This window comes from Psychrobacillus sp. NPDC096389, assembly GCF_044762855.1.
Classification (GTDB): Bacteria; Bacillota; Bacilli; order Bacillales_A; family Planococcaceae; genus Psychrobacillus.
Genome location: NZ_JBIWFB010000003.1, coordinates 146,517 through 169,446, shown reverse-complemented (window position 1 = coordinate 169,446; position 22,930 = coordinate 146,517). Strand labels below are relative to the sequence as shown.

Below are 22,930 nucleotides of genomic sequence, written 5' to 3'. Positions count from 1 at the left end.
ATAATGAATAATTGAGGTAATAAGGATTAGAGTGTACGATTAAAGTTGTATTGTGAAAGAAGAGGTGAATTTACCTTGAAAAGAGTATTGGCTATGTAAGTGTTAGTTCGGCGACCCAAAAACTTAACTAGTCTGATTTGGAAACCATGGGCTGTTGTTTAGGAGGAATAGAACGCAATTAAAATGAGTAAGTACATGGTACAATAAGATTGTATTTAACATAAATAAAAGGTGATACCTATTTTAGTCTTGTATGTTTAGATAAGTGAAATTTAGGATGACTAAAATGGTTGTTAGGAGGAAGAACATTGAGTGCAAAAATGAGCAAGCAAGAACTAGCAAGTCGTATATGGCAAATAGCAAATAAGCTTCGCGGGAGTATTGAAGCTTCGGATTATAAAGATTATATTTTAGGTTTTATTTTTTATAAGTATTTATCAGATAATGAGTACGAGTTTTTGATGCATGAAGGTTATGAAGACGAGGATATAAAAGAGATATCAGAAGAAAATAAGGATGAAGTTGAGTATATCAAAAACAATTTAGGGTATTTTATCGCACCACAAAACCTCTTTCAACATTGGGTAGATATTGAAAAAGATTTCACGGTAGATAATGTAATGACTGCTTTATCTGCATTCCAAAGAAATATCAGCACGAACGCACAGCACCAGAAAGTGTTCGGAGGAATTTTCAACACCCTAGAAACCGGAATCTCAGCACTAGGTTCTACTGCTACACAACGAACAAAAGAAGTGAGAGGTTTAGTAGATTTGGTTCGGGATATCCCAACAACGCATGATGATTACGATGTACTTGGTTATATTTATGAATATCTAATTGGGAAGTTTGCAGCGGGTGCAGGTAAAAGCAGTGGTGAGTTCTTTACCCCAGTAAGTGCAAGTGAATACATGAGTACTGTTATTGCTGAACACTTAAAAGACCGAAAAACGATTGAGATTTATGACCCAACATCAGGATCAGGGTCATTGTTGTTGAATATCGGTAAAGTGTTTGAATCGCACCAGGAATCAGAAGATAGCGTTAAGTTTTATGCCCAAGAGTATATTGGAGCAACAGAAATCCTTACTCGAATGAACTTGTTAATGCGAGGTGTAAAACCATCTAATATTGTAACGCGTAATGGTGATTCCCTAGAGCAGGACTTCCCATACTTCGATGAATCAGACCCAGAAGGTACATATGAGACAGTTTTCGTGGATGCAGTTGTCTCTAATCCGCCTTACAGTCAAACATGGGACCCGAATGAAAAGGACCAAGACCCGCGATTCTCAAAGTATGGGGTAGCGCCTAAGAGTAAAGCGGATTATGCGTTTTTACTGCATGGATTATACCATTTAAAATCTGACGGTATGATGGCAATTGTATTACCTCATGGTGTTTTATTCCGTGGTGGTGAAGAAGGAAAAATCCGTAAAAAATTAATTGAAAAAAATCATATTGATGCAGTTGTTGGTTTACCAGTAAACATCTTCTTTGGAACTGGGATTCCGACGACAATTCTGTTCTTAAAGAAAGAGCGTGAGGATTCGGACATTTTATTCATCGATGCTTCAAAAGGCTTTGAAAAAGTAGGGAATAAAAACGAGTTGAGACCTATGGATATTAAACGTTTAATTGATGTTACAGTTCACCGCCTGGAAGAAGATAAGTACTCAAGGTTGGTATCAAAAGAAGAAATTATTAAACATGACTATGACTTAAATATTCCACGTTATATCGATTCAAGTGATGAAGCTGAGAAATGGGATATCAATGCGATTATGAATGGTGGTATTCCGAAATCGGAACTGTCTCAGTTCAATAAGGTTTTCGAAGAGTTGCCTGGTTTATATGAAGAATTATTCGAAGAAATCAACAACGAATATGTTCAATTAAAGAGTGAAGATCTTCACACTCTAATGGAGAAAAGTGAATTGATTAAGGGTTATAAGACGGAGTATAAGAAGCACTTCTTAGGGATGGACAACTTCTTAGAAGAACTATTCATTGATGGTGCTGAAACCGTTAATTTAAATAAAGTAAAACAGGATGTTGTTGATGAACTGTTTTCACGTTTTGAAGGCATCGATTTGATTGATAAATATCATGCTTACGGCATATTTAATACGTCTTGGGATGTCATTTCAAACGATATCCAGTTGATTCAAGAAACATCTTTGAAAGTAGCTGCAAGAGCCATCGACCCTAATATGGTGTTTAAGAAAAAAGATGGTAAAGATATAGAGGTTCAAGAAGGAAACAAAGGGCGAATCTTCTCTTATGAGCTTGTTCAAGAAGTAATGCTGAAAGAAGAAAGAGATAATGTCAATCACTTGGAAGACAGAAAAGTAGAAATTAGTGAAGAGTTAGAGAGTATTATCGAGACACTTTCAGAAGAAGAAGGCGAGTTTGAAGTACTGAATGAATCGAATGATAAATTCTTGGTCAAGAATACTCGTGATGCTTTGAATACATTGTTTGAAGATATTGAGTTGGAAGAGTTAAAGACGCTCAATGTCTTTAGAAAATTGCCTAACAGAAAAGCTGCAAGAGTGGAATTTATCGAAGCACATCCAGAAATCAAATGGAACGAAATGGACCTAAAGATAGATGGTACGCCAACTAATAAAGGGTTAAATGATTATGAGAAGGTATTACAAGAGAACTATCAGTTTGAGGAGGAATCATTTGGGGCTAAACTTGTAAAAGCTTTGACTTTATTAACTGAAAGCACTGAAATAAATAGAGAGAGTAAAGAATTAGCAGAGGAGCTTGTACGATTAACAGAAGAGACGATTAGTAACCTTACTGATGATGAAGTGAATGCTTTGTTGTATGTTAAGTGGGTTGAGCCAATTATACAGGGCGTACATGGTTTAGGAATAAAACTATTCCAAGATGTTGAAAGAAAAATGATGGACCTTCACAATAAATACGCAACGACTATGGTAGAGGTTCAATCAAGCATTCAAGAATCGAATAAAGAGTTAGTCGATATGATGGACAATTTGGTTGGCAACGATTCTGATATGGCTGGTATTCGTAAATTTCAAGCCCTATTAAGAGGTGATGGTAATGACTAAAAAGATGGTGCCTGAAGTGAGATTTGAGGGATATGAAGAAGAATGGGAAGTAACATTACTCTCGAAACTGATGACTTTCTCCAATGGCATCAATGCTCCAAAAGAAAGTTATGGAAAAGGCAGGAAAATGATTAGTGTATTGGATATTTTAGATGATACTCCATTAAAGTATGAGGGAATACGTAATTCTGTTAGTGTAAATGTGGATATTGAGAATAGAAGTAGAGTGGATAAAGGTGATTTGGTATTCGTGCGTTCGTCAGAAGTAGTTAGTGAAGTTGGTTGGGGCAAAGCATATTTGGATGAAAAGTATGCTCTGTATAGCGGTTTTTCTATACGAGGTAAAAGAAAAGATAAATATGAAGCATTATTTCTGGAATTGTCAATCAATGAAACAGCTCGTAAACAAATAGAACGTAGGTCAGGTGGGAGTACTAGATTCAATGTAAATCAATCTATTCTAAACGAGCTAAAAGTTGCAATGCCTAGCTTAGATGAACAAAAAGAGATAAGTCATATTTTTAAGATATTGAACACCAATATAAACTCTCGAAAACATGAACTAACTAAACTACAAAACTTTAAACAAGCCATGCTCCAAAAAATGTTTCCGAAAGAAGGAGAAACCGTTCCTGAAGTTCGGTTTGAGGGGTTTAGTGGTGAGTGGAAACTAAACAGGCTTAAAGAAATATCTAATATAATTAGTGGTGGGACACCTGCTACAACTAATCCAGAATATTGGGATGGAGACATCAATTGGTATTCACCGACTGAGATTGGTAAAAGTCCTTATACTAAAACTAGTACAAGAAAAATCACCCAATTAGGGCTTGAGAAAAGTTCAGCAAATCTATTACCCAAGGATCGAACTGTTTTATTTACAAGTAGAGCAGGAATCGGAGATATGGCTATCTTAAAGGATAGCGGTGCAACCAATCAAGGCTTTCAATCATTAGTATTAAAAGACGATATAGATGCTTATTTTATATATTCAATGGGTTTTCAGATAAAGAAATATGCAAATAAAAATGCTTCTGGTTCTACATTTTTGGAAATATCAGGTAGGCGTTTAGGTGAAATGGAGTTAAGAATTCCTTCAAAAGAAGAGCAATTAATAATCGGTAGTTTTTTTAAAAGTTTAGATAATAAGATTGAACTAGAAGAACAAAACTTACAAAAACTAAAGCAATTCAAAAAAGCGATGCTCCAAAAGATGTTTGTGTAGAAAAGGGGGATACTCATGTCTTTTAGAACGGAACAAGAATTTGAAAATGCACTGATTCATATGCTTGTGACGCAAAAAGGTTGGAACGGTGGGGTCATTAAGAACCCAACCGAGCAAGACCTATTAGATAATTGGGCTGGAATTTTGTTCCAAATGAATAATGAAAGAGACCGATTGAATGATGTTCCTTTGATTAAAGAAGAAATGGACCAGATTATTCGAGAAATCAATAATTTGAACACACCACTTCTTAAAAATGAATTCATTAATGGACAATCAATTTTAATTAAAAGAGAAAACCCGTTAGATACTTTGCATTATGGTAAAGAAATTAGTTTGAAACTTTTCGACAAACGAGAAATAGCGGGTGGCGATAGTAACTATCAAATCGTACAGCAACCTAGATTCGCTGGGGAAAACAAAGTAAAGGGTGATAATCGAGGAGATTTCACATTATTGATTAATGGTATGCCTGTCATTCACGTCGAGTTGAAACGTTCGGGTACACCAATTACAAACGCAGTGAATCAAATCCAACGGTATATACACAACGGCATTTTTTCAAATGGTATTTATTCGCTTGTTCAAATATTTGTTGCGATGACACCAGATAATATGCGCTATTTTGCAAACCCGGGAACTAATCCATCATCAAAGATTAATTATAACTATGTATTTGAATGGGCGAACTTCAGAAATGAAACCATCAAAGATTGGAAGATTATTGCAGATACGTTTATGTCTATCCCATCAGCGCATCAATTAGTAGGTTATTACACAGTGGCCGATAAATCTGATGGTGTATTAAAAGTGCTCAGAAGTTATCAAATTTATGCAGTACGTGAAATTGTAGATAGACTGTATAAAATTAAATGGCATGACCGTAGTCAATTAGGTGGATACATTTGGCACACCACTGGTTCTGGTAAAACATTAACTAGTTTCAAAGCTGCTGAATTAATCTCATCTTATAGAATGGCTGATAAGGTTGTATTCTTAATGGATAGAGTTGAGCTTGGCACACAAACATTAAGAGAATTTAAGTCCTTTGCTGATTTTGAAGATGAGGTCCAGGGAACACAAAACACTGATGATTTGTTTAGTAAGTTAAGAAGTAATAGAACCTCTGACTCACTCGTTGTTACATCGATTCAAAAGATGTCTAGCATAACAGCAGAAGAATATGGTGAACAAACAATAGGTGATATTCAAAATAAAAAGATGGTTATCATTATTGATGAAGCTCATCGGAGTACATTTGGAGATATGCTTTATACAATAAAAGAGACTTTCCCAGATGCTATCTTCTTTGGATTTACAGGGACACCAATTCATGAAGAGAACAAGAGGAAAGATAGTACAACCGCAACGATATTCGGACATGAACTTCATCGTTATTCACTCTCTGATGGTATTCGTGATAACAACGTATTGGGTTTTGATATTACTCAAGTATCCACGGTCGATTATAAAGGGTTAAGGGAACAAGTTGCATTGTTTGAAGCGAATGCGAAAGATGTAACAGAGGTGTATGATAGCCCCGAAAAAACAAAGATTTACAATCACTTCATGGACCATAAGAAGGTAGGGATGCTTGGTTACTTCGATGAAGATGATAAATATCATAAAGGAATCGAATCGGATTACTTATCCAAAGGTCACTTTGAAGAAGAAGAGCATCGAAAACAAGTTGTGAAAGATATTGAAGAGAATTGGACCCATTTAAGTATGAATAGTAAATACTCTGCGATTCTTGCTACTAGCTCAAGGGAAGAAGCTATTCAATATTATCGATTATTAAAAAACAACCCGATGGATATAAAGGTCACTGTATTGTTTGATAGTAATTTGGATGAGTCTTCAAATTCTATCTTTATAGAGGATGGCTTAGCTGAGATAATAGAGGACTACAACGAACTGTACCAAAAAACATATACGATACCGAATCATCACTTATTCAAGCAGGATTTGTCGCAACGACTTGCTCATAAAGGTAGCTATCAAAATATAAAAGAGCAGGAAATTATTCATCTGGTAATTGTAGTTAACCAGCTACTAACGGGTTACGACTCAAAATGGATAAATACGCTTTATGTAGATAAAAGGATGGAATACCAGGATATCATTCAAGCTTTTTCTCGAACTAATCGATTAAATGGACCAACAAAGCCATTTGGGTCAATTAGATACTATAGGTGTATATATAGAATGGAGAAGAACATCAATGATGCCGTTGAATCTTATTCTGGGGGAAGAAGTGTTTCTCTCTATGTCGATAAGCTAGGTGGTAATCTCCGGGAGATGAATCGTATTACAGAAGATATGCACTCCGTATTTAGTGTAGATAAAATCGAGAATTTCGAAAGGTTACCAAAGGAAAAAGAATCCCGTAAGAAATTCGCTCAGTTATTTGTTAGTTTTAACCAATCACTTGATGCGGCTTTAATACAAGGTTTTTCTTGGGGAATTGATGAATACATTACTCGTGTATCTCCAAATGAGCCAGAGGAAAAAATCACAGTCATTTTCACAAAGGAAATGTATGATGTTTGGTTACTTCGTTATCAAGAGCTTGCAAGTGATGTTGGAAAAGTCGAAGGAGTAGATGACTTACCTTTTGATATTAATTACGAGTTGGCAGAAAAAAGTGTAGGTAGAATCGATTATGATTACCTGAATAACAACTTCCAACGTTTTGTAACAAGTCAAAAGAGTGGAAATAAAGAAGAACAAGAACGCATAAAGAACGATTTGCACCGTTTCTTTGCAACTCTTACAGCCGAACAACAAATCTATGCAAATATGGTGATCAATGATTTGGAATATGGTGATTTAGAGGTGCAAGAAGGAAAAGAATTCACTGATTATATCAATGAATATCGTGAACTTTCAGAAGATAAAAAGGTAGCGAGTATTATCGAAGCACTTGGTATAGATGAAGATAAATTAAGAGAAATGCTAAACCTGAAAATAACGGAAAAAAACATTAATGAGTATGGTCGGTTTGATAAGTTGAAGGGAACTATTAATAGGAAGCAAGCTAAATTATATATTGAAGATGTATTGTATGAAACAATTAAGCCCTACGAAGTTAGTATAATTGCGGATAGGCTATTACGTGGGTTCTTATTAGAAGGTGGTTTTGATATAGATGAATATCTTAAAAATGAAAATTGAACCTCATACTTATTGTGACTAATTAGAAGGTTATAAGATGGAGTTATGGTAAAGCACGTCAATTATGACGTGCTTTATGATGTGAAAAAATTGAAGTTGTATTTAGATTTTAAGGATGATTCTCTGACCGCTTATATGGAATAGAAATCCGTGGGAGAATCTAATGTTTTATTTCCTTCCTACTATACATCGGGTTCAAAATAAAAAAGACTTTTACGGTTGGTGAATTATTTGATTCTAACATAGGTAGTCACATCATTCTATTGTAATTAGAAATACCTTCAATATTGATGTCCCTATCACAAACTATAGCAACACTGTGTATTGCCCTTGTTAAAGCAACATATAATTTACATTTACTTTGAAATGGCAGCTTACTTGTAGTATGATCATTAAACCAATCTAGCATGGGCTTTGTTGGATATATTAAAACCCGTTCAACCGTTTTACCTTTGGATTCGCCAAAGTTTAAAACGGGATAATTATCGTTAACCTTTTTACTTCTGCTGTCCCTAAGTTGCAACGGTTTGTATTTTTCCAAGTAATGATCCACGTCTTTACTTTTCACAAAGAAAACCCCATCGTGACCAGATAATTCTTCTTGCAATGATGTATTGGCTGGAAAACTAGGAAAAACCCTATTCGAGACATCGCAGATTAGCTGATTATTTCTCCACGAATCTTTTAAGGTTATCATATCTATTTTACATTCCACTTTTTTATTTATACATTCGTTTCTAACGAACTCCTCAATATTCCCATCTTTATACTTTGGATATTTTCGAGAGAAGTGAGTGTAATATGTAACTTGTCGCGGATCACCTACCATTAAAACTTTTGACCCCGATTGCATTAACGCTTTAACAATTTCCAAATCATATCCTGCCAAGTCTTGTATTTCATCAATGAAAATATAGTCGAAAATTTTACTGATTCTATTAATTACTCTTCCTTTGTTTAACTCATTTGACTTAATGGTAAACTTTGAAATTTTATCAGAATATATTCTGTAATCTTGACTGAAATAATGTTTATCTACTTCTTTTTCCGGATAATATACAGGTTGTCTTCCCTTGACCCTGTATTTAACGCCTGATTGCTCTTGCGCTAGCAAAAGCCCATTAATCTTCTTATTTGTTAAAGCACCTTGATATGGTTTTACACCATGTCTCATTAAGAAGGAAAACCAAGTTTTGATGGTTATGTTTGGCGGAATTATACCCTTATTAAGTTGCCTGAATTTATTTCTGATTTCCTGTTCATTTTCTTGTGTAAATGTCGTAATCAGTACCTCCCCGGATAGGCTTAAAGATTCTTTAACTAAATGAGTTGTCTTTCCAGCGCCCGCTGATGCAATCAATAATTTATTACTCATAAAATAGCCCTCATTATATAGTCCGGATATGCGATATTTGATTCTGATTTGAATATTTTTAAAGCGCATTCAGTTTTATTATTTCTCATATGTAGCCTTAACTTATCCTCTGAATCAAATGTTGTCTTGAACACTTTATTTAGTTTCTCAAGGCTGTTAGCTTTCAGTAATAGCGGTTCTAAAGTGTTATAGTTATATGCCCTGTTATTTTTCCCTATCTTTAAATCGCCGCTGTGAACCTCATCATCAAAACAAATCTCAATATTTTCTTTATTATTTGCGCCTAAATAGTTTGCATATTTTTTGTTAATAGCCTCTAGGTCACCGTCATTATCAGTTACCACAGTGACAGAAATATCAAGATGCTCGGCAATTTCTAAAAACCTTAAAAAAGACGTACCAACTGAAATCACTTCAATACCATCTTCGATAGGTAATTTGCCCCCGTTTGAATCCATATATGCACGTTGAATAATTAGCTCATCGGAATCCCCTTCAACCAATATGGCTCTTTTCGATAAAATTAATCTTAATGTATCGTATCCTGCAATTTTTTCAAAGTATTCTTTGGACTTCAAGTCTTTAAAGGTAGTTATCTTTTGGTTGTTCAATAATATTAGATTATCTAATCCTAGTTTATTAGAAACAAAACTGCTGTGTGTGGAGACAATGATCTGTTTGTTTTCGTAGTTACTCTTTACATTTCCAAGTAATTGATTTAACCTAGAATGGCTAATATGTGACTCTGGCTCTTCAAGTAGTATCACTGTTGCATCTTCTGATTTTTTATTAGACAAAGCCAAATCTGTTTTGATAATTGCTTGTTCACCTTTCCCTACGAAATCAAATGGTATATCATCAATTTGTGTGATTAAACTTCCTTCCCAAGTAGAATTGGTGCCTAGGTCCACTGAAAGTTCTACTTTTTTCTCACTAAGTTTTGGGATATTCGTTATTTTATCATTTACAACTTTTATTGATTCATCTTGTGAGAATATCTCTTTAATCTGACGATATGCTTGTGCCACTTTGTTTTTTTCAGTGGTATCTAAAGTGTTTTGAACGATTCTTGATATATAAATATCTGAGCCATTACTAAATTTTCCAAAACCAACATCAATTAGTACTGATTTAATAGGAACACCTCTACTGGTCAAAGGTTTGCGTGCAAATGAATACCAATTTACCTTATAATACTCTATTGGAAGACTCTTTAACTCTCCTCCATTCACTAATTCTTCGTATTCCTCTTTATATTCTTCGTCAAACTCAATTTTTATTGCTATTCCTTGGGCAGTTGAAATAGTACTTTTTTCTGAGAATAAATCTCCCTCTAGTCGTGGATATTCTTCTTTGAAATATGCTTCAATCAAAATCTCAGGTAATTCACTGGGTTCTTTGCTATTAACCTTATGTAAATAATTTAAAACGACATCCCTATTAAACAAGTATTGACTTAAATTGTTCCTAAGATATTTCCCCCTAAAAACACCCGTAAGCACAAGATGTATAGCTTCCAAAACCGTAGATTTACCTGCATCATTTTGCCCGACTAAAATATTAAGCCCATCGTTTAGATTAAAGGTAATGCTGCCATTAAAGCCCTTGAAGTTTTTAATTTTGATCATTTCTATCATTTTTATAACTTCCTTTCTTAGAATAAGAAAATACCAAAGAATACTGATAACGATTTCAAGTGTGCGGTTCTGTAAAATTGCCGACCAATACTAGGATACCATATTAGGAATCTTCAAACATCATTATGATTTGCCTACATGAAAAAGGAAAAAGGTGTTATAATTAGGTTTGATAGTTCTGCATTTAGAAACAACTATTCCGTATCTGATTTGTAACAAACGAATTTAGATTTTTTACGGGATTAAGTTGGCTAAATGTAAAAGAGGAAATGATGAATTCCCTGGATCACCTATAAAAGAATCGTAATAAAGGGATTATGGATAAAGATATTTGAGATACCATAATCAAATCAATAATAGCGAGCATCCATTGTAGGGATGGGTTGAAACAATGCTTATTGTAGTCTGGACCTCCAAATTTCAGTTAAGATGTATGAAAAGCGGAATGCAGTTGTATCGACAAGGCTTCCTGAAGAAGGTATGATTGATGAAAGATATAAGCCTATTAAGGCAGAGGAAATGTGCTACGCTGAAATTGTAAACTAATCCTCGTGCGAATTAGAAAATGAATGATGATACAAAGGCCAAGAAAATGGTTTGTGTAAGTAGGGAAAATGAAACTGTGTAGGGCAGCCTTTATAGTTTTTTACTTCATAATGTAAAAAATCCTTTATCAAGAAAGCGATTAATAATCCTTGTCTCCGTAAGCAAATTTTTATAAACATAGTCAAAACCATAGTCAAAGATTTTTATAAGGGAAAAAAAGCCCTGTAAAACCTTGATATGACGGCATTCCTACAAGACGTGGGTTCGACTCCCGCCGTCTTCATAATTTATTTTCATTGAGTTCGGTGTTTCAATGAACGTCAAAATCCTTGATATAGAAAGGACTTTGACGTTTTTTTATTTTGTATATTTTAAATGGATATTATTGGAGAGTGGTCAAAAAACAAGAAATGGGACTTCCCTTGAATTTGTAATATGTATTCCACCTAACCTAAAATGGGGGTCATTATATTATTGTACAACACGATTTAGTTTACATGGATTCGGATAGGCTTTTCGAAGTGATTGAAAGAATGCGGCTTATCCAATTCCACATTGCGAGTATGAAACATCAGAAGGAAATCTGCGTATTCATGTGCATTGTTACAAATGAAGAAACATTTCTGTATTACTCGAATACTGAGCTAAAAAATTGGCTGTGATCAGGCTAAGGAAATGAATTTGTTATTGGAGCAGTTGTTTAGTGGAAAGAAGGTTAATTAATGATTGCCCCTCAAAAGGTGAGAGACAATCATTAATTAAAAGAATATGCTCATCAACTAAAAGACATGATCAGTTTAGCTTGAAATTGGAACTTTAAAGTTTAAAATAAACAATATTTAAATACTCATAAATTTCTTCAAGTTGTGTATAGCTTATTTTATTATCTTTCCATAAAATTTGTATGTCTTCTAATAAGCTATCAATTGAATCACCAGATGAAATTTTTTTGGTGATTTTAGGGAAATAAAGGTTTCTTTCATGAGCTTTCATGTATAGAAAATATTTATTATTTGAAACATGAAGTTCATAATCTGAATGCTGTTTTGGTAAGTTCAGATAGTTAGCAATTGAAATTGAGATAAGTGTTACACTTGAAATAATTTGCATTAAATGAACAAGTGAAACAAAACTTTCTATATTAAAAAGTGTGAATTTATATTCAAATGATATATTAAAAAATGCTATAGCAGTGGCTTTTAAAAAAGAATCAAATAAAATATTGAAAAATTTAAATATAGTAGCAAAATTGAAGTTTGAGCCTACTTTTAAGATATCATGAATCATATAAAGTAGGGTAGATAAAATAATTACTTCAATAATACTTTTAAGAGCTAATGTAATACGTTCAGATCCAGAAAGATATGTTCGTTTTAATTTAACATTAGGTTTTATATCATTATAAAATGCGAAACATATCTCAATGGATCGAAGTGATAATCGAATAAATATGAAAGAAAATGCTACTTTTAATAAAGTTTGTGAAAATTCAGTGCCAAAAAGTAGAAGAGAAGCCAGGTAAAAAACATTGAATAAAATTAATATTCCAATTGAGACAAATAAATTATTAGTGTTTCTAAACATAACACTTTCAGTCTTTTTAATTTTAATATTTTCATATGGTAAAGGTGTTAAACAATAAAAGCTGAAAATATTATTATAATTTTCAATAGATAAATTTAAATTCCTTAAAAAGTACCTGAAATCCCCTTTTTTATCTAAAGCTAATTGATATATGTTTAAAACTTGGTCAAGTTCTTTCGGTAGTACTTTTTTGAATTCATTACATTCCTTATTTAAGAATTCTAAAATTACTTTGTTTGTTATATTTTGTTTTGCGAAACTTGCAGCAGTGTATTCAGCCACTGGAATTTTTGTGAGATAAGTGAAAGTAATTTTAACTAAATATAGGATTAGATAAATAAAAGGCGTTATCTGAAATGAGAAAATAAAAAGCATAATTAAATACACTTGAGCATCATTAAAATCTAATGTAAAAATAGTTAAAGTAAATGAAAGTAAATATACAATGTAATAATGTATTTTTTTATTTTTAAGTGAGTCAAAAAAAATTAAAAAATTAAAAATAAATAATATTACTGAGTACAAAATCAATGAGTAAAAGCCTTTAGGAAATGCAAAAAGTATTACATAACTAATACTAACAAAAATAATATAGTAGTATGATTTGGTAGATTTAAAGACATATGAAATTAAAAAATAGACTAAAATTATATTAAGTGAAACTAATATTAAAGTACTTTCATGAAGAAACAAAAAAATTATATTAATAGAAGTAATTAACGAATATTTTTTTAATATGTACTTTAATTTGTAAAACGATTTATTAAAATCATTATGTAAAATTGTTTTAAAACTTTCTAGTGAATTAGATGAAAAATGATAATATATACCACCCATAAATAAAAGTAAAATTATCCCTAAAAAATCACTGATAAACATTGGAATTAATTCGCTGAAATCGAATTCTTTAGAGGTATCCTTGCCTGTAAGAAATTCTACTAAATTAAATGGTGCTTGAAATACAGCCGCAGATATAACAATGATAACTATCCAAAAAATAATTTGGAAGGAAACATTAACTACTAAATTTGTCTTTGATAAGTACAGACTCATGATTAGCCTCCTATAGTAAATTATATTAGAAATTAAATTTTTTTCTTAGTTCGTTGAGTAGTTCTAATGACTTGATATAATAATACCATGAAGGTTTAAGCGATTCTTTGTTTTTATGAGTATGAATAACCATGAAGAAAGTAGGTAGAACATTGACAGCAATTGAAGTACTTTCATGGCCGTTTAAACATGAAAGCATGAGCCAAATTAGCAATAATGAGCAATATTTAAATTATCCAGTCATTTATGTGTTAAATGGCAATAAGGAAGCTTACATCGGTGAGACGGTTTACTTTAAAAATCGAATGAAGGCACATTTAAAAGTACGTAAAAATATCGATCGAATTAATCTCATAAAGCATGAGGAGTTTAATCGTTCGGCAACGTTCCACTTAGAAACGAAACTCATTAACTACTTCCTAGGTGATGAAAAATATACACTCCAAAATAAAAGTAAAACGGTTAGTGATTTTACCCACAACTACTACAACAAGCCATATTACGATCAACAATTATTTAAGGAACTTTGGCAGAAGTTGCATGAACAAAAGCTTGTCGACCATGAGTTACATGTAATAGAAAACAAAGACATTTTTAAATTATCTCCATTTAAAGAACTATCCCTAGAACAACTCGAATTAAAAGAAAAAGTACTACAATTTTGTGAGAAGCAGGTAAAAGCAAATACAAGTGAATATGGCAGCTTATTAGTCATTGAAGGAGAGGCTGGCGTTGGAAAAAGCGTCGTACTAAGTTCGATTTTTAATACGATTCAGGAACGTGCGGAGGAAGTATCCTCTAATCTTTTTGGTACAGAAAATTATTTAGTCGTGAACCATGAAGAAATGTTCAAGACATACAAAGGCATTGCGAAACAAGTGAAACATCTAAAAGGGAAGAACTTTGCAAAACCAACACCTCTTGTAAATAAGTTGCAAAAAGAGAGCAAAAAAGTAGATATCATTTTCGTGGATGAGGCACATTTATTATTAACGAAATCTGATACATACAATAACTTTCATGGCAATAATCACCTAGAGGAATTACTGAAGTTAGCGAAGGTAGTTGTCATAATTTATGATCAGGATCAAGTGTTAAAGTTGAAAAGCCTATGGGGTGCAGCAACGTTACAGCAATTAAAGAAGCATAGTACCTATTATGAGGAATACCAATTAACAAACCAGTTCCGTATGCAAGCAAACGATGATGTGATTAACTGGATTAACTCTTTTAAACGTAAAAAGTTAAAACCACTTCCGAAAGATAAAAACTATGAATTTACAGTGTTTGAAAATATGAAAGATATGCACGAAAAAATAAAGGAGCAAAACAATGCATTTGGTCTAAGTCGTGTTGTATCAACATTCGATTACTTACATAAAAAAGATGGCGGTACATATTACGTAAAAGAATCCACCGGTGAATACAAAATGCCATGGAACACAACGAGTACCAAATACACATGGGCTGAAAAAGCGGAGACAGTTCATGAAGCTGGCTCTATTTATACAATTCAAGGATTTGATTTAAATTACGTTGGTGTCGTTCTTGGACCTTCTGTACAGTATGATGCTACCAAAGATGAGATTGTTATTGATACAAGTAAATACATGGATAAAGGTGCTTACACAGGTACGGAAGGCATTGAAAATATTAATGAAGCGAAAGAAAAAATCGTTCTTAATTCCATCAACATTTTGATGAAGCGTGGTATTAAGGGGCTTTATATTTACGCAAGTGACGAAGCATTACGTGAAAAATTATTAGAATATCAAAAAAACGATTGAAAAACATAAGTAACTTTAAGAAACTACCTTATTCTAGAAAGGTTCATGTTAATTCTAACAATCGTGAATGTTAGGATTCTCATGTTTGTTTCTAACAAAGTGAACGAAATAATAGTATTTGGAGCATTAAAGCAAATCGTAATATTATTATATCTAATGAAGTTGGAGGTTTTAATGTAAATGATAGAGAAGGAAGGCTCCAAATAAATTACTTCTGAGAGTGATGATTATTACGTAAAAGAAAATTTATTGGCTATCTGACACCGCAGCAGATAGAGTACCGATGCCGGGAAAGCAGTGTCTGCATTGCCTGACCCCCATTTTTCGAGAACGACATCCATGGTGCTTCTCCCCTTCGCAAGGCACAGGATCATCCCATATATAGAGGCCGTTCTGAAAAACTTAACTTTTTGTGTTCAAGTTATTGCCATAGATCCAATGCGGCAAATCAATTCTTTTCTGATATACGTTGCGGTTTCCAGAACTGCTCTAGTAATATGACCAGAATCGTTCCAACAAGAAGGCCATTGCTGACAATATCCTGGATGACCGCTGGCAGTGTGCTGAAAAGACCGGTCGGCAGGAACATGATGCCCATGCTGATCAAAAGTGTAATGCCAAGGATGGACAGTCTGCGCTGATCGAGTATTTCCTTCGTAAGTGAAGTTAGTGCAATCGCAATCATATTAATGAAAGAAGCCATCAAAGCTGCATTCGCAATCGGTCCTGGAAGAAGCGACAGTACATGGACGATGGACGGAATGAGTGCGAGAACAGCAAGTGCTATGCTCGCGAACAGGAATGGCTGGATCTTCTTCTCACCAGTCATTTGCAAGAAGCCAGCCGTGACAGGGAGCGGCACGACTACGAGCGATGAAAAGCCGGATGCAAGAATATGAGATATGCCGCCTGCAAACAAGCTGCGATTGATAGTCGACTCGAAATTCTTCGTATCATTGCCAAGGGATTGCCGGACTGCGGTAACCGCAGCAATCGTATTGGAGATGAGCAGGAAAGAAAACAGAATTGCTGTAACAATCATCCCGGCATTCAACTTCGGCAATCCCCAGGCAAACAGTTCTGGAACTTGGAATAGCGCTGAATGTGTTTGCGTACTGATTGATGCCTTGCCCAGGACAAGTGCAATAAGCCATCCTGCAAGAATACCGATAAGAACGGCGTAGCTCTTCACCCAGCCTTTCCCCTTGTTGGAGAGCAGGATGACCAAGATGAAGACGAAGAAGGCAATCGCTGCCATGCCATAGTCAGGCACAGCCGAGTCCCCTTTTGTTGCAAGCATCCCTTCAAGGAATACACCACTCAGCTGCAGGGCGAGCAGCAGTAGAAACGTACCAGTAACGAGCGGACTAAAGAGAAACAGAATTTTTTGCACAAGTCCGCTGATGCCGAGTACGATTAAAAGAATACCTGCGAAGAACACAGCCCCCATAAGGAGCGGCAAAGCTGTCTGTGGGTCACCAGTCTGTTGGATTGCGATTGCTCCCAGCATGACGAATATGCTGACCCATGAGCCAGCAGGACCGTCTGCAAGAGGGAGCCTGTGACCGATGAATCCTTGAAGGAATGAACTGATTCCGACGATGAAGAAGACACGCTGCATGAGCGAGGTTATTTCATCAATGGAAAGGCCGAACGCCCCGCCAATTACAATCGGCAGAGCAATCGCATTCGCCAAAAGGAAGATGAACCATTGGAACGTACTAAGTGTTCCGTTAATATATTTCTTATCCAAAACTTTCACCTGCACAATCTATGTAATTCAGCTTTGGAAAAAATTTGGCCATTATCAAGGTTTTTTCTGATTATGGTCTTTTTATTTTGCACCCGCTGTTAACAAAATTTCTTCAATTTCTTAAATCCTCTAACATTCTAAAGCCTAGGTATGCCCCCTATATCCTTATACAAAATACGAGAGATTGATAATTGAGAAATCATAAAGCAATGATAGTCTATTTGATATCATATGGGAAATATTAAAAAAGTAAGTTTTTCTTATCTTTTTCATATACAAAAAGGTTTCAGTATTGGATATAAGACAGTTACGGTATTTCATAGAGGATTGTGGAAGAAAGGTTTCAGCTACAGCCAAAAGATTACATATTTCACAACCTCCGCACAGCCAATATTAAAAGTGATGAAAAAAGGGTAAGTGACAAAACTAGTGGAGAGAGCTCGCAGATTTTAGAAGTGACAGAGGCAGGATCAGCAACCTCTATTATTCTTATCCCGTCATTCTATTGCTGTTTATACAATTTTTATATTTTGTTCATTTTGATTTTATATATTGTTTATATGGATTTTATACTCTTTGTTTATTATTTGGTTATACGAAAATTAAAGGAGATGTAAAATCTATGTTTACAAAGAAAAGTTTATCGATGGTCATTTTGAGTGGTGGCCTTGTTCTTGCGGGTTGTAGTGCAAATGAAAGTGTAAGTGAAGACAAAGAGAAGGAAACACCAACTCAGGAAGAAAAGAGTAAAGTTGAAAATGGATCGAATGGTGAAGAGCAAGCTCCAGTTGTAGAGCTTTCTAAAGGTGAAGAACAATCTAACATTCTGACTTCTACGAATTGGCAAGGTACTGAAGTATATGATGCAGAAGGAAATAATCTAACTGTAGAAAATAGTAATTTCATTGGTTTAGCAAAATACGATCAAGAAACAAATCGCTATGAATTTTTTGATAAAGCAACAGGTGAAACACGCGGGGATGAGGGTATATTCTTCATCACGAAGGATGGAGAAAAGAGAATTTTAATTTCTCAAAGTATGGGCTATCAAGCAGTTGTGGATATTACGGAAATCACTGATGAAATCTTTACTTACAAACGTATGGGTGTAGACAAAGATGGCAACGAAGTAGAAGTGTTTGTTGAACACGTACCATATACTGAGTCTGAGCTTGAGTTTACAAATGCTGGTCCTGAATTAACTAGTGAAACGGGCGAAATTGTTAAAGATATTCCAGGTGTGAATATTTTAGCGGATACTTTGTGGAATGGTACTAAAGTCTTGGATAAAGACGGCAATGACGTGACAGAGTTCAATAGTAATTTCATTAGTATTGCTAAATTTGATGCGGAGACAAGCAAATATGAATTCTTCGATGTAACTAGTGGAGAAAGCCGCGGAGATTTTGGATATTTTGACGTGATCAATGATAATAAGATTCGTACACATGTATCGATTGGTGAAAACAAATACGGTGCCGCTCTGGAAATCACTGAATTAAACGATGATCGCTTTACTTATAAACGAATGGGTAAAGATGCTGCTGGAAATGACATCGAAATCTATGTGGAGCATGAGCCTTATATAGGCGAATTTAATCCTTCCTTTGGATTTTAAAGAAATTTAAGTTATCCTAATGAAGAATTGGTACTTACTATAGCTAGGGGGTGAGGAGGCAATATGGATATGCGCACAAAATTTTTAATCACTTTTCTCGGTAGTCTGTTTGTTATTATATGCTCGATGGTAGCTATATTTTGGCTTTTGTTGTTTGCTATAAATGGACAAGTCTCCTCACCTGTTCAGCTTTATAAATCCGTTGCGCAGCAAAAACAAATTACATATGACGAGCAAGAAGCGTTGGTTACCTTTCGTAAGATTGCTAAGGAAAATCCGGATGATTTGATGAAACCCAACATTCAACAAAGTATTGATACCTATGAATTGAAAGATTTGAATATTGTTATCCGGAAACAAGATGAAATCCTTTATCATTCTCCTGACCTTGTTCTAAAATCTTTAATCGTTCATGCACCTAAATTTGATATTGAAAATATTTATACTCAGGGCACCATTGACAACAAAGGCAGCCTTTATCGCTATCTTAAGTTTGATTTTCATTTTTCCGATAACGAAAAAGGTAGTGTGATGATCTTAAAGCAAGAAAATAGCTTTGCTGAATTTTTACAAAGATGGGGGTTCTTTATAATCACCTTAATCCTAGCCATTGCTATTTTTCTTGTTATTATGTTTAACCGTTCTCTAAATAAGGCAATTATTGTCCCCTTACGAGAACTAAGTATAAAAGTGCAACAACTAAAAGAAGGTAAGTTGGAAGGGAAAATTGAAATTTCAACAGGCAAAAAAGGGGAAGTGAATGAGCTTGCCCAAGAATTTGAGAAATTGCGTGAGGCGTTAAACAGAGTCAGTAAAGAAAATAAAAAATACGAGGAAAATAGAAAGGAATTACTTTCTAATATCTCTCATGACTTAAAAACACCTATCACTTCGATTATTGGTTATGTAGAGGGATTAAAAGATGGTGTAGCAGATACAAAAGAAAAACAAGGTAAATACTTGAATATTGTTTATAATAAAGCGAAAAGCATGAACTTTTTAATTGATGATTTATTTGTATTTTCTAAACTAGACCTCCAAAAGTTACCCTTTCATTTTGAGTATATTGACTTGAAAAAATTTCTCGTCCATTTTGTTGAAGAATATCAATTAGACCTTGAGCAAATAAACATTCACCTTACTTTTCAAGATGATCATTTAAACAAAGCCATTGTACGAATAGATGTACAGCAAATTCGGCGAGTGCTAGACAATATGATCCAAAATAGTGTAAAGCATATGAACAAGAATGAAAAAAAAATAACGATTGTTGCAAAACAAGCAGTGGATGAAGCAATTATTACCATACAGGATAATGGTGCAGGGATGGCTGTGGAAAATTTAGAGCTGATTTTTGATCGATTTTATCGTATAGAAAGCTCCAGAAATAGTGATAAAGGTGGCAGTGGTCTAGGTCTTGCTATTGCAAGGCAAATTATTTTAGAGCACGGTGGAGTCATAAAAGCGGATAGCAAATTAGGTGAGGGTACAAGCATCACTTTTACGCTGCCCTTAAAGGAGAATGGACATAATGAAGGAAATTCTATTAGTGGAGGATGATCAGGATATAGCAGAATTGCAAAGGGATTATCTGGAGCTAAATGAGATGAATGTCAATATCGTTGCCGATGGATTAGTGGGTTTAGAAGAAGGACTCACCGGAAAATATGACTTAATCATACTGGATATCATGATTCCAAGTATGACTGGATTTGAAATTTGTAAAAAATTACGTGAGGAAGTGGATACACCTATTTTGATGGTATCTGCTAAAAAGGAAGATATCGATAAAATCCGTGCGCTTGGATTTGGTGCGGATGATTATATTACCAAACCCTTTAGCCCTAATGAGTTAGTTGCTCGTGTAAAATCACACTTAAATCGTTTTGAGCGTTTAACAAAGGGACTTCAGTCAATATCGGATGAAATCTTAGAAGTCAATGATATTCGTTTGAATACAAAATCACATAAAGTATTTTCCTTTGACCAAGAAATTAATTTGACGACAAAGGAATTTGAATTATTGAAATTTCTCATGAAGCACCCAAATCAAGTATTTAGTAAAGAAGATTTATTTGAACGAGTTTGGGGTTTGGATTCACTCGGTGATACATCAACCGTTGTTGTTCATATTAAACGACTGCGAGAAAAGATAGAATTCGATTCGAAAAATCCAGTATTTTTAGAAACAATCTGGGGTTCTGGGTATAGATTAAATAATAACTAAAAAGAACCCAATTTCTTTATTTATTAAGGAGAAATTGGGTTTTTCCTTTGTCATTTTCCTAGTTGGATGTGCAAAATAAAACCTAAAGTGAGTACTTTATACAGTTTGAATCATCTCTATAAAATTTTGAGCAGCCTTGGATAAATTATGATCTTTGAGCCATATTATTCCAACTGATCCAGTCAACTTGGTTGTGCTTGATATCCGATAAGCATTTACCGGATATCCTCGAAATCGTTCAAGTAAGGTTTCTGGAACAATAGATGCAGCAAAGTCAGCTGTAACTAGATCCATCAAAAGACTAATATCAGAACACTCTCCAACAATATTAGGTTTTAGTTTGAAACGGGAAAAAGCTTCTAAAATCAAGTAATGCACACCTAGTCCCTCTGTACTTGGAAAGAGGAGAGGGTGATGTTGAATATCAGTAAGGGAGATTTCTTCATCAAATGATGGATGTTCCTTAGACGTGACAAAATAAAATGGCTCGTTGCATAAATGAAGTACAGAAAAATCGTCTAGATTTAGTGGCATGCGGATAATTGCTAATTCTACCATTCGGTCCCTGACTAATTGGCAAAGATGGGAAGATTCATTTTGTTGAATTTTATATGTGATATTTGGAAATTGTTTTTGAAATTGCTCAAGAATATAAGGTAATCGGTTAACAGAAAAGGTGTTCACTCCAATAGTGAGCCTTCCATTTAAGCCTTTACCAACTTCCATTACTTCTGTTTTGGTTTCCTCCATCAATTGAGTTATTTGTAAAGCATTTTTGTATAGAGCATTTCCTGCCTCTGTCAGTTCTAAATATTTTCCACTTCTCTCCACTAATTTTGAACCGAGCTCCTTCTCCATAGCTTTCAGTTGCTGGCTTAATGGTGGTTGGGACATATGAAGTCTTTTAGCAGCAGCAGAGATCTTTCTTTCTTCTACAATTGCAATAAAATAGCGTAGTTGCTTAATATCCATCCTTAACATCCTTCCATTCTCTATATGAAAAAAGTTAGTAAAGCAAATTTTATTAATATTTTTCGTATAAGTATACTAATGATAACATGTTTATAAAGGAGGTGCAGGCTATTATGAAGCTGAAAGGGATTAGTATGAGTTTCCTCGTAGTTATGCTTACCGCATGTAGCACGACTCCAGACTCAGAAGAAGGTTCAACAGTTAAATTAGAAAAAAAGGGGGGAACTATTGTGGAACAACAGTTAGTTTCTGCAGCAACAGAAGGAGACATCGAAACCGTTTTAGAATTATTAGAAGGCGGAGCAAATATTAATGCCACAAATAATCAGGGAGTTACGGCAGTAATGGCTGCAACGCAAAAAAATAATGTAGATACTGTTAAGATACTTATCGAACAAGGGGCAGACATAGATATCCGCAATAACAATATGGATAATGTGCTTTTATATGCTGGAGCAGAAGGTTTGCTGGAAATCCTGAAACTTGCTATTCAAGCAGGAGCTGATACAACAATCACAAATCGTTTTGGTGGAACTGCGCTCATTCCGGCTTCAGATCGAGGACATGTGGATATTGTGGAGGAGCTTTTAACTAACTCTGACACGGACGTCAATCACCTTAATAACTTACATTGGACTGCATTATTGGAAGCAGTCATTTTGGGGGATGGAAAGGAAAATTATCAAGAAATCGTACAATTATTAGTTGAACATGGCGCTGATGTCAATATTAGTGATAGAGATGGGGTTACCCCATTAGAACATGCGGAAAGACGTGGATTTAAAGAAATTGAACGTATTTTGAAAGAAGCTGGTGCATAATCGTCCTATTTAAGCTTTCAAATTTGTGCCCTATTCTACATTAAAAAAAGAGAATTATAAAAGGGGAGA

General features: G+C 34.4%; 13 protein-coding genes. 8 read left to right on the top strand and 5 right to left on the bottom strand.

Annotated features, from left to right (window positions below):
* Positions 1–308 precede the first annotated feature (308 nt).
* The 3 genes from ACIQ38_RS10140 to ACIQ38_RS10130 are packed head-to-tail and all read left to right on the top strand — an operon-like array spanning position 309 to position 7,488.
* Positions 309–3,086 (top strand): type I restriction-modification system subunit M, encoded by a 2,778-nt coding sequence (locus ACIQ38_RS10140; protein ID WP_402821823.1) that lies wholly within the window; start codon positions 309–311, stop codon positions 3,084–3,086.
* Positions 3,079–4,311 carry a restriction endonuclease subunit S gene (locus ACIQ38_RS10135; protein WP_402821820.1) on the top strand — a complete coding sequence of 411 codons (1,233 nt, stop codon included), beginning with the start codon at positions 3,079–3,081 and terminating at the stop codon, positions 4,309–4,311. The genes ACIQ38_RS10140 and ACIQ38_RS10135 overlap by 8 nt, the downstream gene beginning before the upstream one ends.
* Positions 4,312–4,326: 15 nt before the next feature.
* Positions 4,327–7,488, top strand: coding sequence for a type I restriction endonuclease subunit R (locus tag ACIQ38_RS10130; RefSeq protein WP_402821816.1), 3,162 nt, complete (start codon positions 4,327–4,329; stop codon positions 7,486–7,488).
* Between the two features lie 250 nt (positions 7,489–7,738).
* On the opposite strand, the gene ACIQ38_RS10125 is transcribed toward ACIQ38_RS10130, so the two are convergent.
* The 3 genes from ACIQ38_RS10125 to ACIQ38_RS10110 form a co-directional block, all read right to left on the bottom strand.
* Positions 7,739–8,863, bottom strand: coding sequence for a UvrD-helicase domain-containing protein (locus tag ACIQ38_RS10125; protein ID WP_402821813.1), 1,125 nt, complete (start codon positions 8,861–8,863; stop codon positions 7,739–7,741).
* Entirely contained in the window at positions 8,860–10,500 is a 1,641-nt protein-coding gene (locus ACIQ38_RS10120) for an ATP-dependent nuclease (protein ID WP_402821810.1), read from the bottom strand. The genes ACIQ38_RS10125 and ACIQ38_RS10120 overlap by 4 nt, the downstream gene beginning before the upstream one ends.
* Before the next feature lie 1,362 nt (positions 10,501–11,862).
* Positions 11,863–13,683, bottom strand: coding sequence for a hypothetical protein (locus tag ACIQ38_RS10110; RefSeq protein WP_402821807.1), 1,821 nt, complete (start codon positions 13,681–13,683; stop codon positions 11,863–11,865).
* 131 nt (positions 13,684–13,814) lie between these two features.
* Here ACIQ38_RS10110 and ACIQ38_RS10105 point away from each other — a divergent pair, with 131 nt between their 5' ends.
* Positions 13,815–15,470 carry a DNA/RNA helicase domain-containing protein gene (locus ACIQ38_RS10105; protein WP_402821804.1) on the top strand — a complete coding sequence of 552 codons (1,656 nt, stop codon included), beginning with the start codon at positions 13,815–13,817 and terminating at the stop codon, positions 15,468–15,470.
* Positions 15,471–15,918: 448 nt separating this feature from the next.
* Here the strand turns inward: ACIQ38_RS10105 and ACIQ38_RS10100 are convergent, their stop codons facing one another.
* Entirely contained in the window at positions 15,919–17,223 is a 1,305-nt protein-coding gene (locus ACIQ38_RS10100) for a purine/pyrimidine permease (RefSeq protein ID WP_402821801.1), read from the bottom strand.
* A gap of 622 nt (positions 17,224–17,845) precedes the next feature.
* Here ACIQ38_RS10100 and ACIQ38_RS10095 point away from each other — a divergent pair.
* The 3 genes from ACIQ38_RS10095 to ACIQ38_RS10085 all read left to right on the top strand — a co-directional run bounded on the left by ACIQ38_RS10095 (position 17,846) and on the right by ACIQ38_RS10085 (position 21,068).
* Entirely contained in the window at positions 17,846–18,841 is a 996-nt protein-coding gene (locus ACIQ38_RS10095; protein WP_402821798.1) for a DUF4822 domain-containing protein, read from the top strand.
* Positions 18,842–18,967: 126 nt separating this feature from the next.
* Complete coding sequence (locus ACIQ38_RS10090) at positions 18,968–20,401, top strand: sensor histidine kinase (protein ID WP_402821795.1); 1,434 nt, start codon at positions 18,968–18,970, stop codon at positions 20,399–20,401.
* On the top strand, positions 20,373–21,068 hold the full coding sequence (locus ACIQ38_RS10085; protein ID WP_402821793.1) for a response regulator transcription factor: 696 nt from the start codon (positions 20,373–20,375) through the stop codon (positions 21,066–21,068). The genes ACIQ38_RS10090 and ACIQ38_RS10085 overlap by 29 nt, the downstream gene beginning before the upstream one ends.
* 96 nt (positions 21,069–21,164) lie before the next feature.
* Here the strand turns inward: ACIQ38_RS10085 and ACIQ38_RS10080 are convergent, their stop codons facing one another.
* Positions 21,165–22,040 (bottom strand): LysR family transcriptional regulator, encoded by an 876-nt coding sequence (locus tag ACIQ38_RS10080; RefSeq protein ID WP_402821790.1) that lies wholly within the window; start codon positions 22,038–22,040, stop codon positions 21,165–21,167.
* A gap of 113 nt (positions 22,041–22,153) precedes the next feature.
* On the opposite strand from ACIQ38_RS10080, the gene ACIQ38_RS10075 reads away from it, so the two are divergent.
* Positions 22,154–22,861, top strand: coding sequence for an ankyrin repeat domain-containing protein (locus ACIQ38_RS10075; RefSeq protein WP_402821788.1), 708 nt, complete (start codon positions 22,154–22,156; stop codon positions 22,859–22,861).
* Positions 22,862–22,930: the final 69 nt, after the last annotated feature.

Excerpts from the sequence above, each read along its gene's own strand:
- ACIQ38_RS10135 (WP_402821820.1), top strand. The coding sequence starts at position 3,079 with ATGACTAAAAAGATGGTGCCTGAAGTGAGATTTGAGGGATATGAAGAA.
- ACIQ38_RS10130 (WP_402821816.1), top strand. The coding sequence starts at position 4,327 with ATGTCTTTTAGAACGGAACAAGAATTTGAAAATGCACTGATTCATATG.
- ACIQ38_RS10125 (WP_402821813.1), bottom strand. The coding sequence starts at position 8,863 with ATGAGTAATAAATTATTGATTGCATCAGCGGGCGCTGGAAAGACAACT.
- ACIQ38_RS10120 (WP_402821810.1), bottom strand. The coding sequence starts at position 10,500 with ATGATAGAAATGATCAAAATTAAAAACTTCAAGGGCTTTAATGGCAGC.
- ACIQ38_RS10110 (WP_402821807.1), bottom strand. The coding sequence starts at position 13,683 with ATGAGTCTGTACTTATCAAAGACAAATTTAGTAGTTAATGTTTCCTTC.
- ACIQ38_RS10105 (WP_402821804.1), top strand. The coding sequence starts at position 13,815 with ATGAAGAAAGTAGGTAGAACATTGACAGCAATTGAAGTACTTTCATGG.
- ACIQ38_RS10095 (WP_402821798.1), top strand. The coding sequence starts at position 17,846 with ATGTTTACAAAGAAAAGTTTATCGATGGTCATTTTGAGTGGTGGCCTT.
- ACIQ38_RS10090 (WP_402821795.1), top strand. The coding sequence starts at position 18,968 with ATGGTAGCTATATTTTGGCTTTTGTTGTTTGCTATAAATGGACAAGTC.
- ACIQ38_RS10085 (WP_402821793.1), top strand. The coding sequence starts at position 20,373 with ATGAAGGAAATTCTATTAGTGGAGGATGATCAGGATATAGCAGAATTG.
- ACIQ38_RS10080 (WP_402821790.1), bottom strand. The coding sequence starts at position 22,040 with ATGGATATTAAGCAACTACGCTATTTTATTGCAATTGTAGAAGAAAGA.
- ACIQ38_RS10075 (WP_402821788.1), top strand. The coding sequence starts at position 22,154 with ATGAAGCTGAAAGGGATTAGTATGAGTTTCCTCGTAGTTATGCTTACC.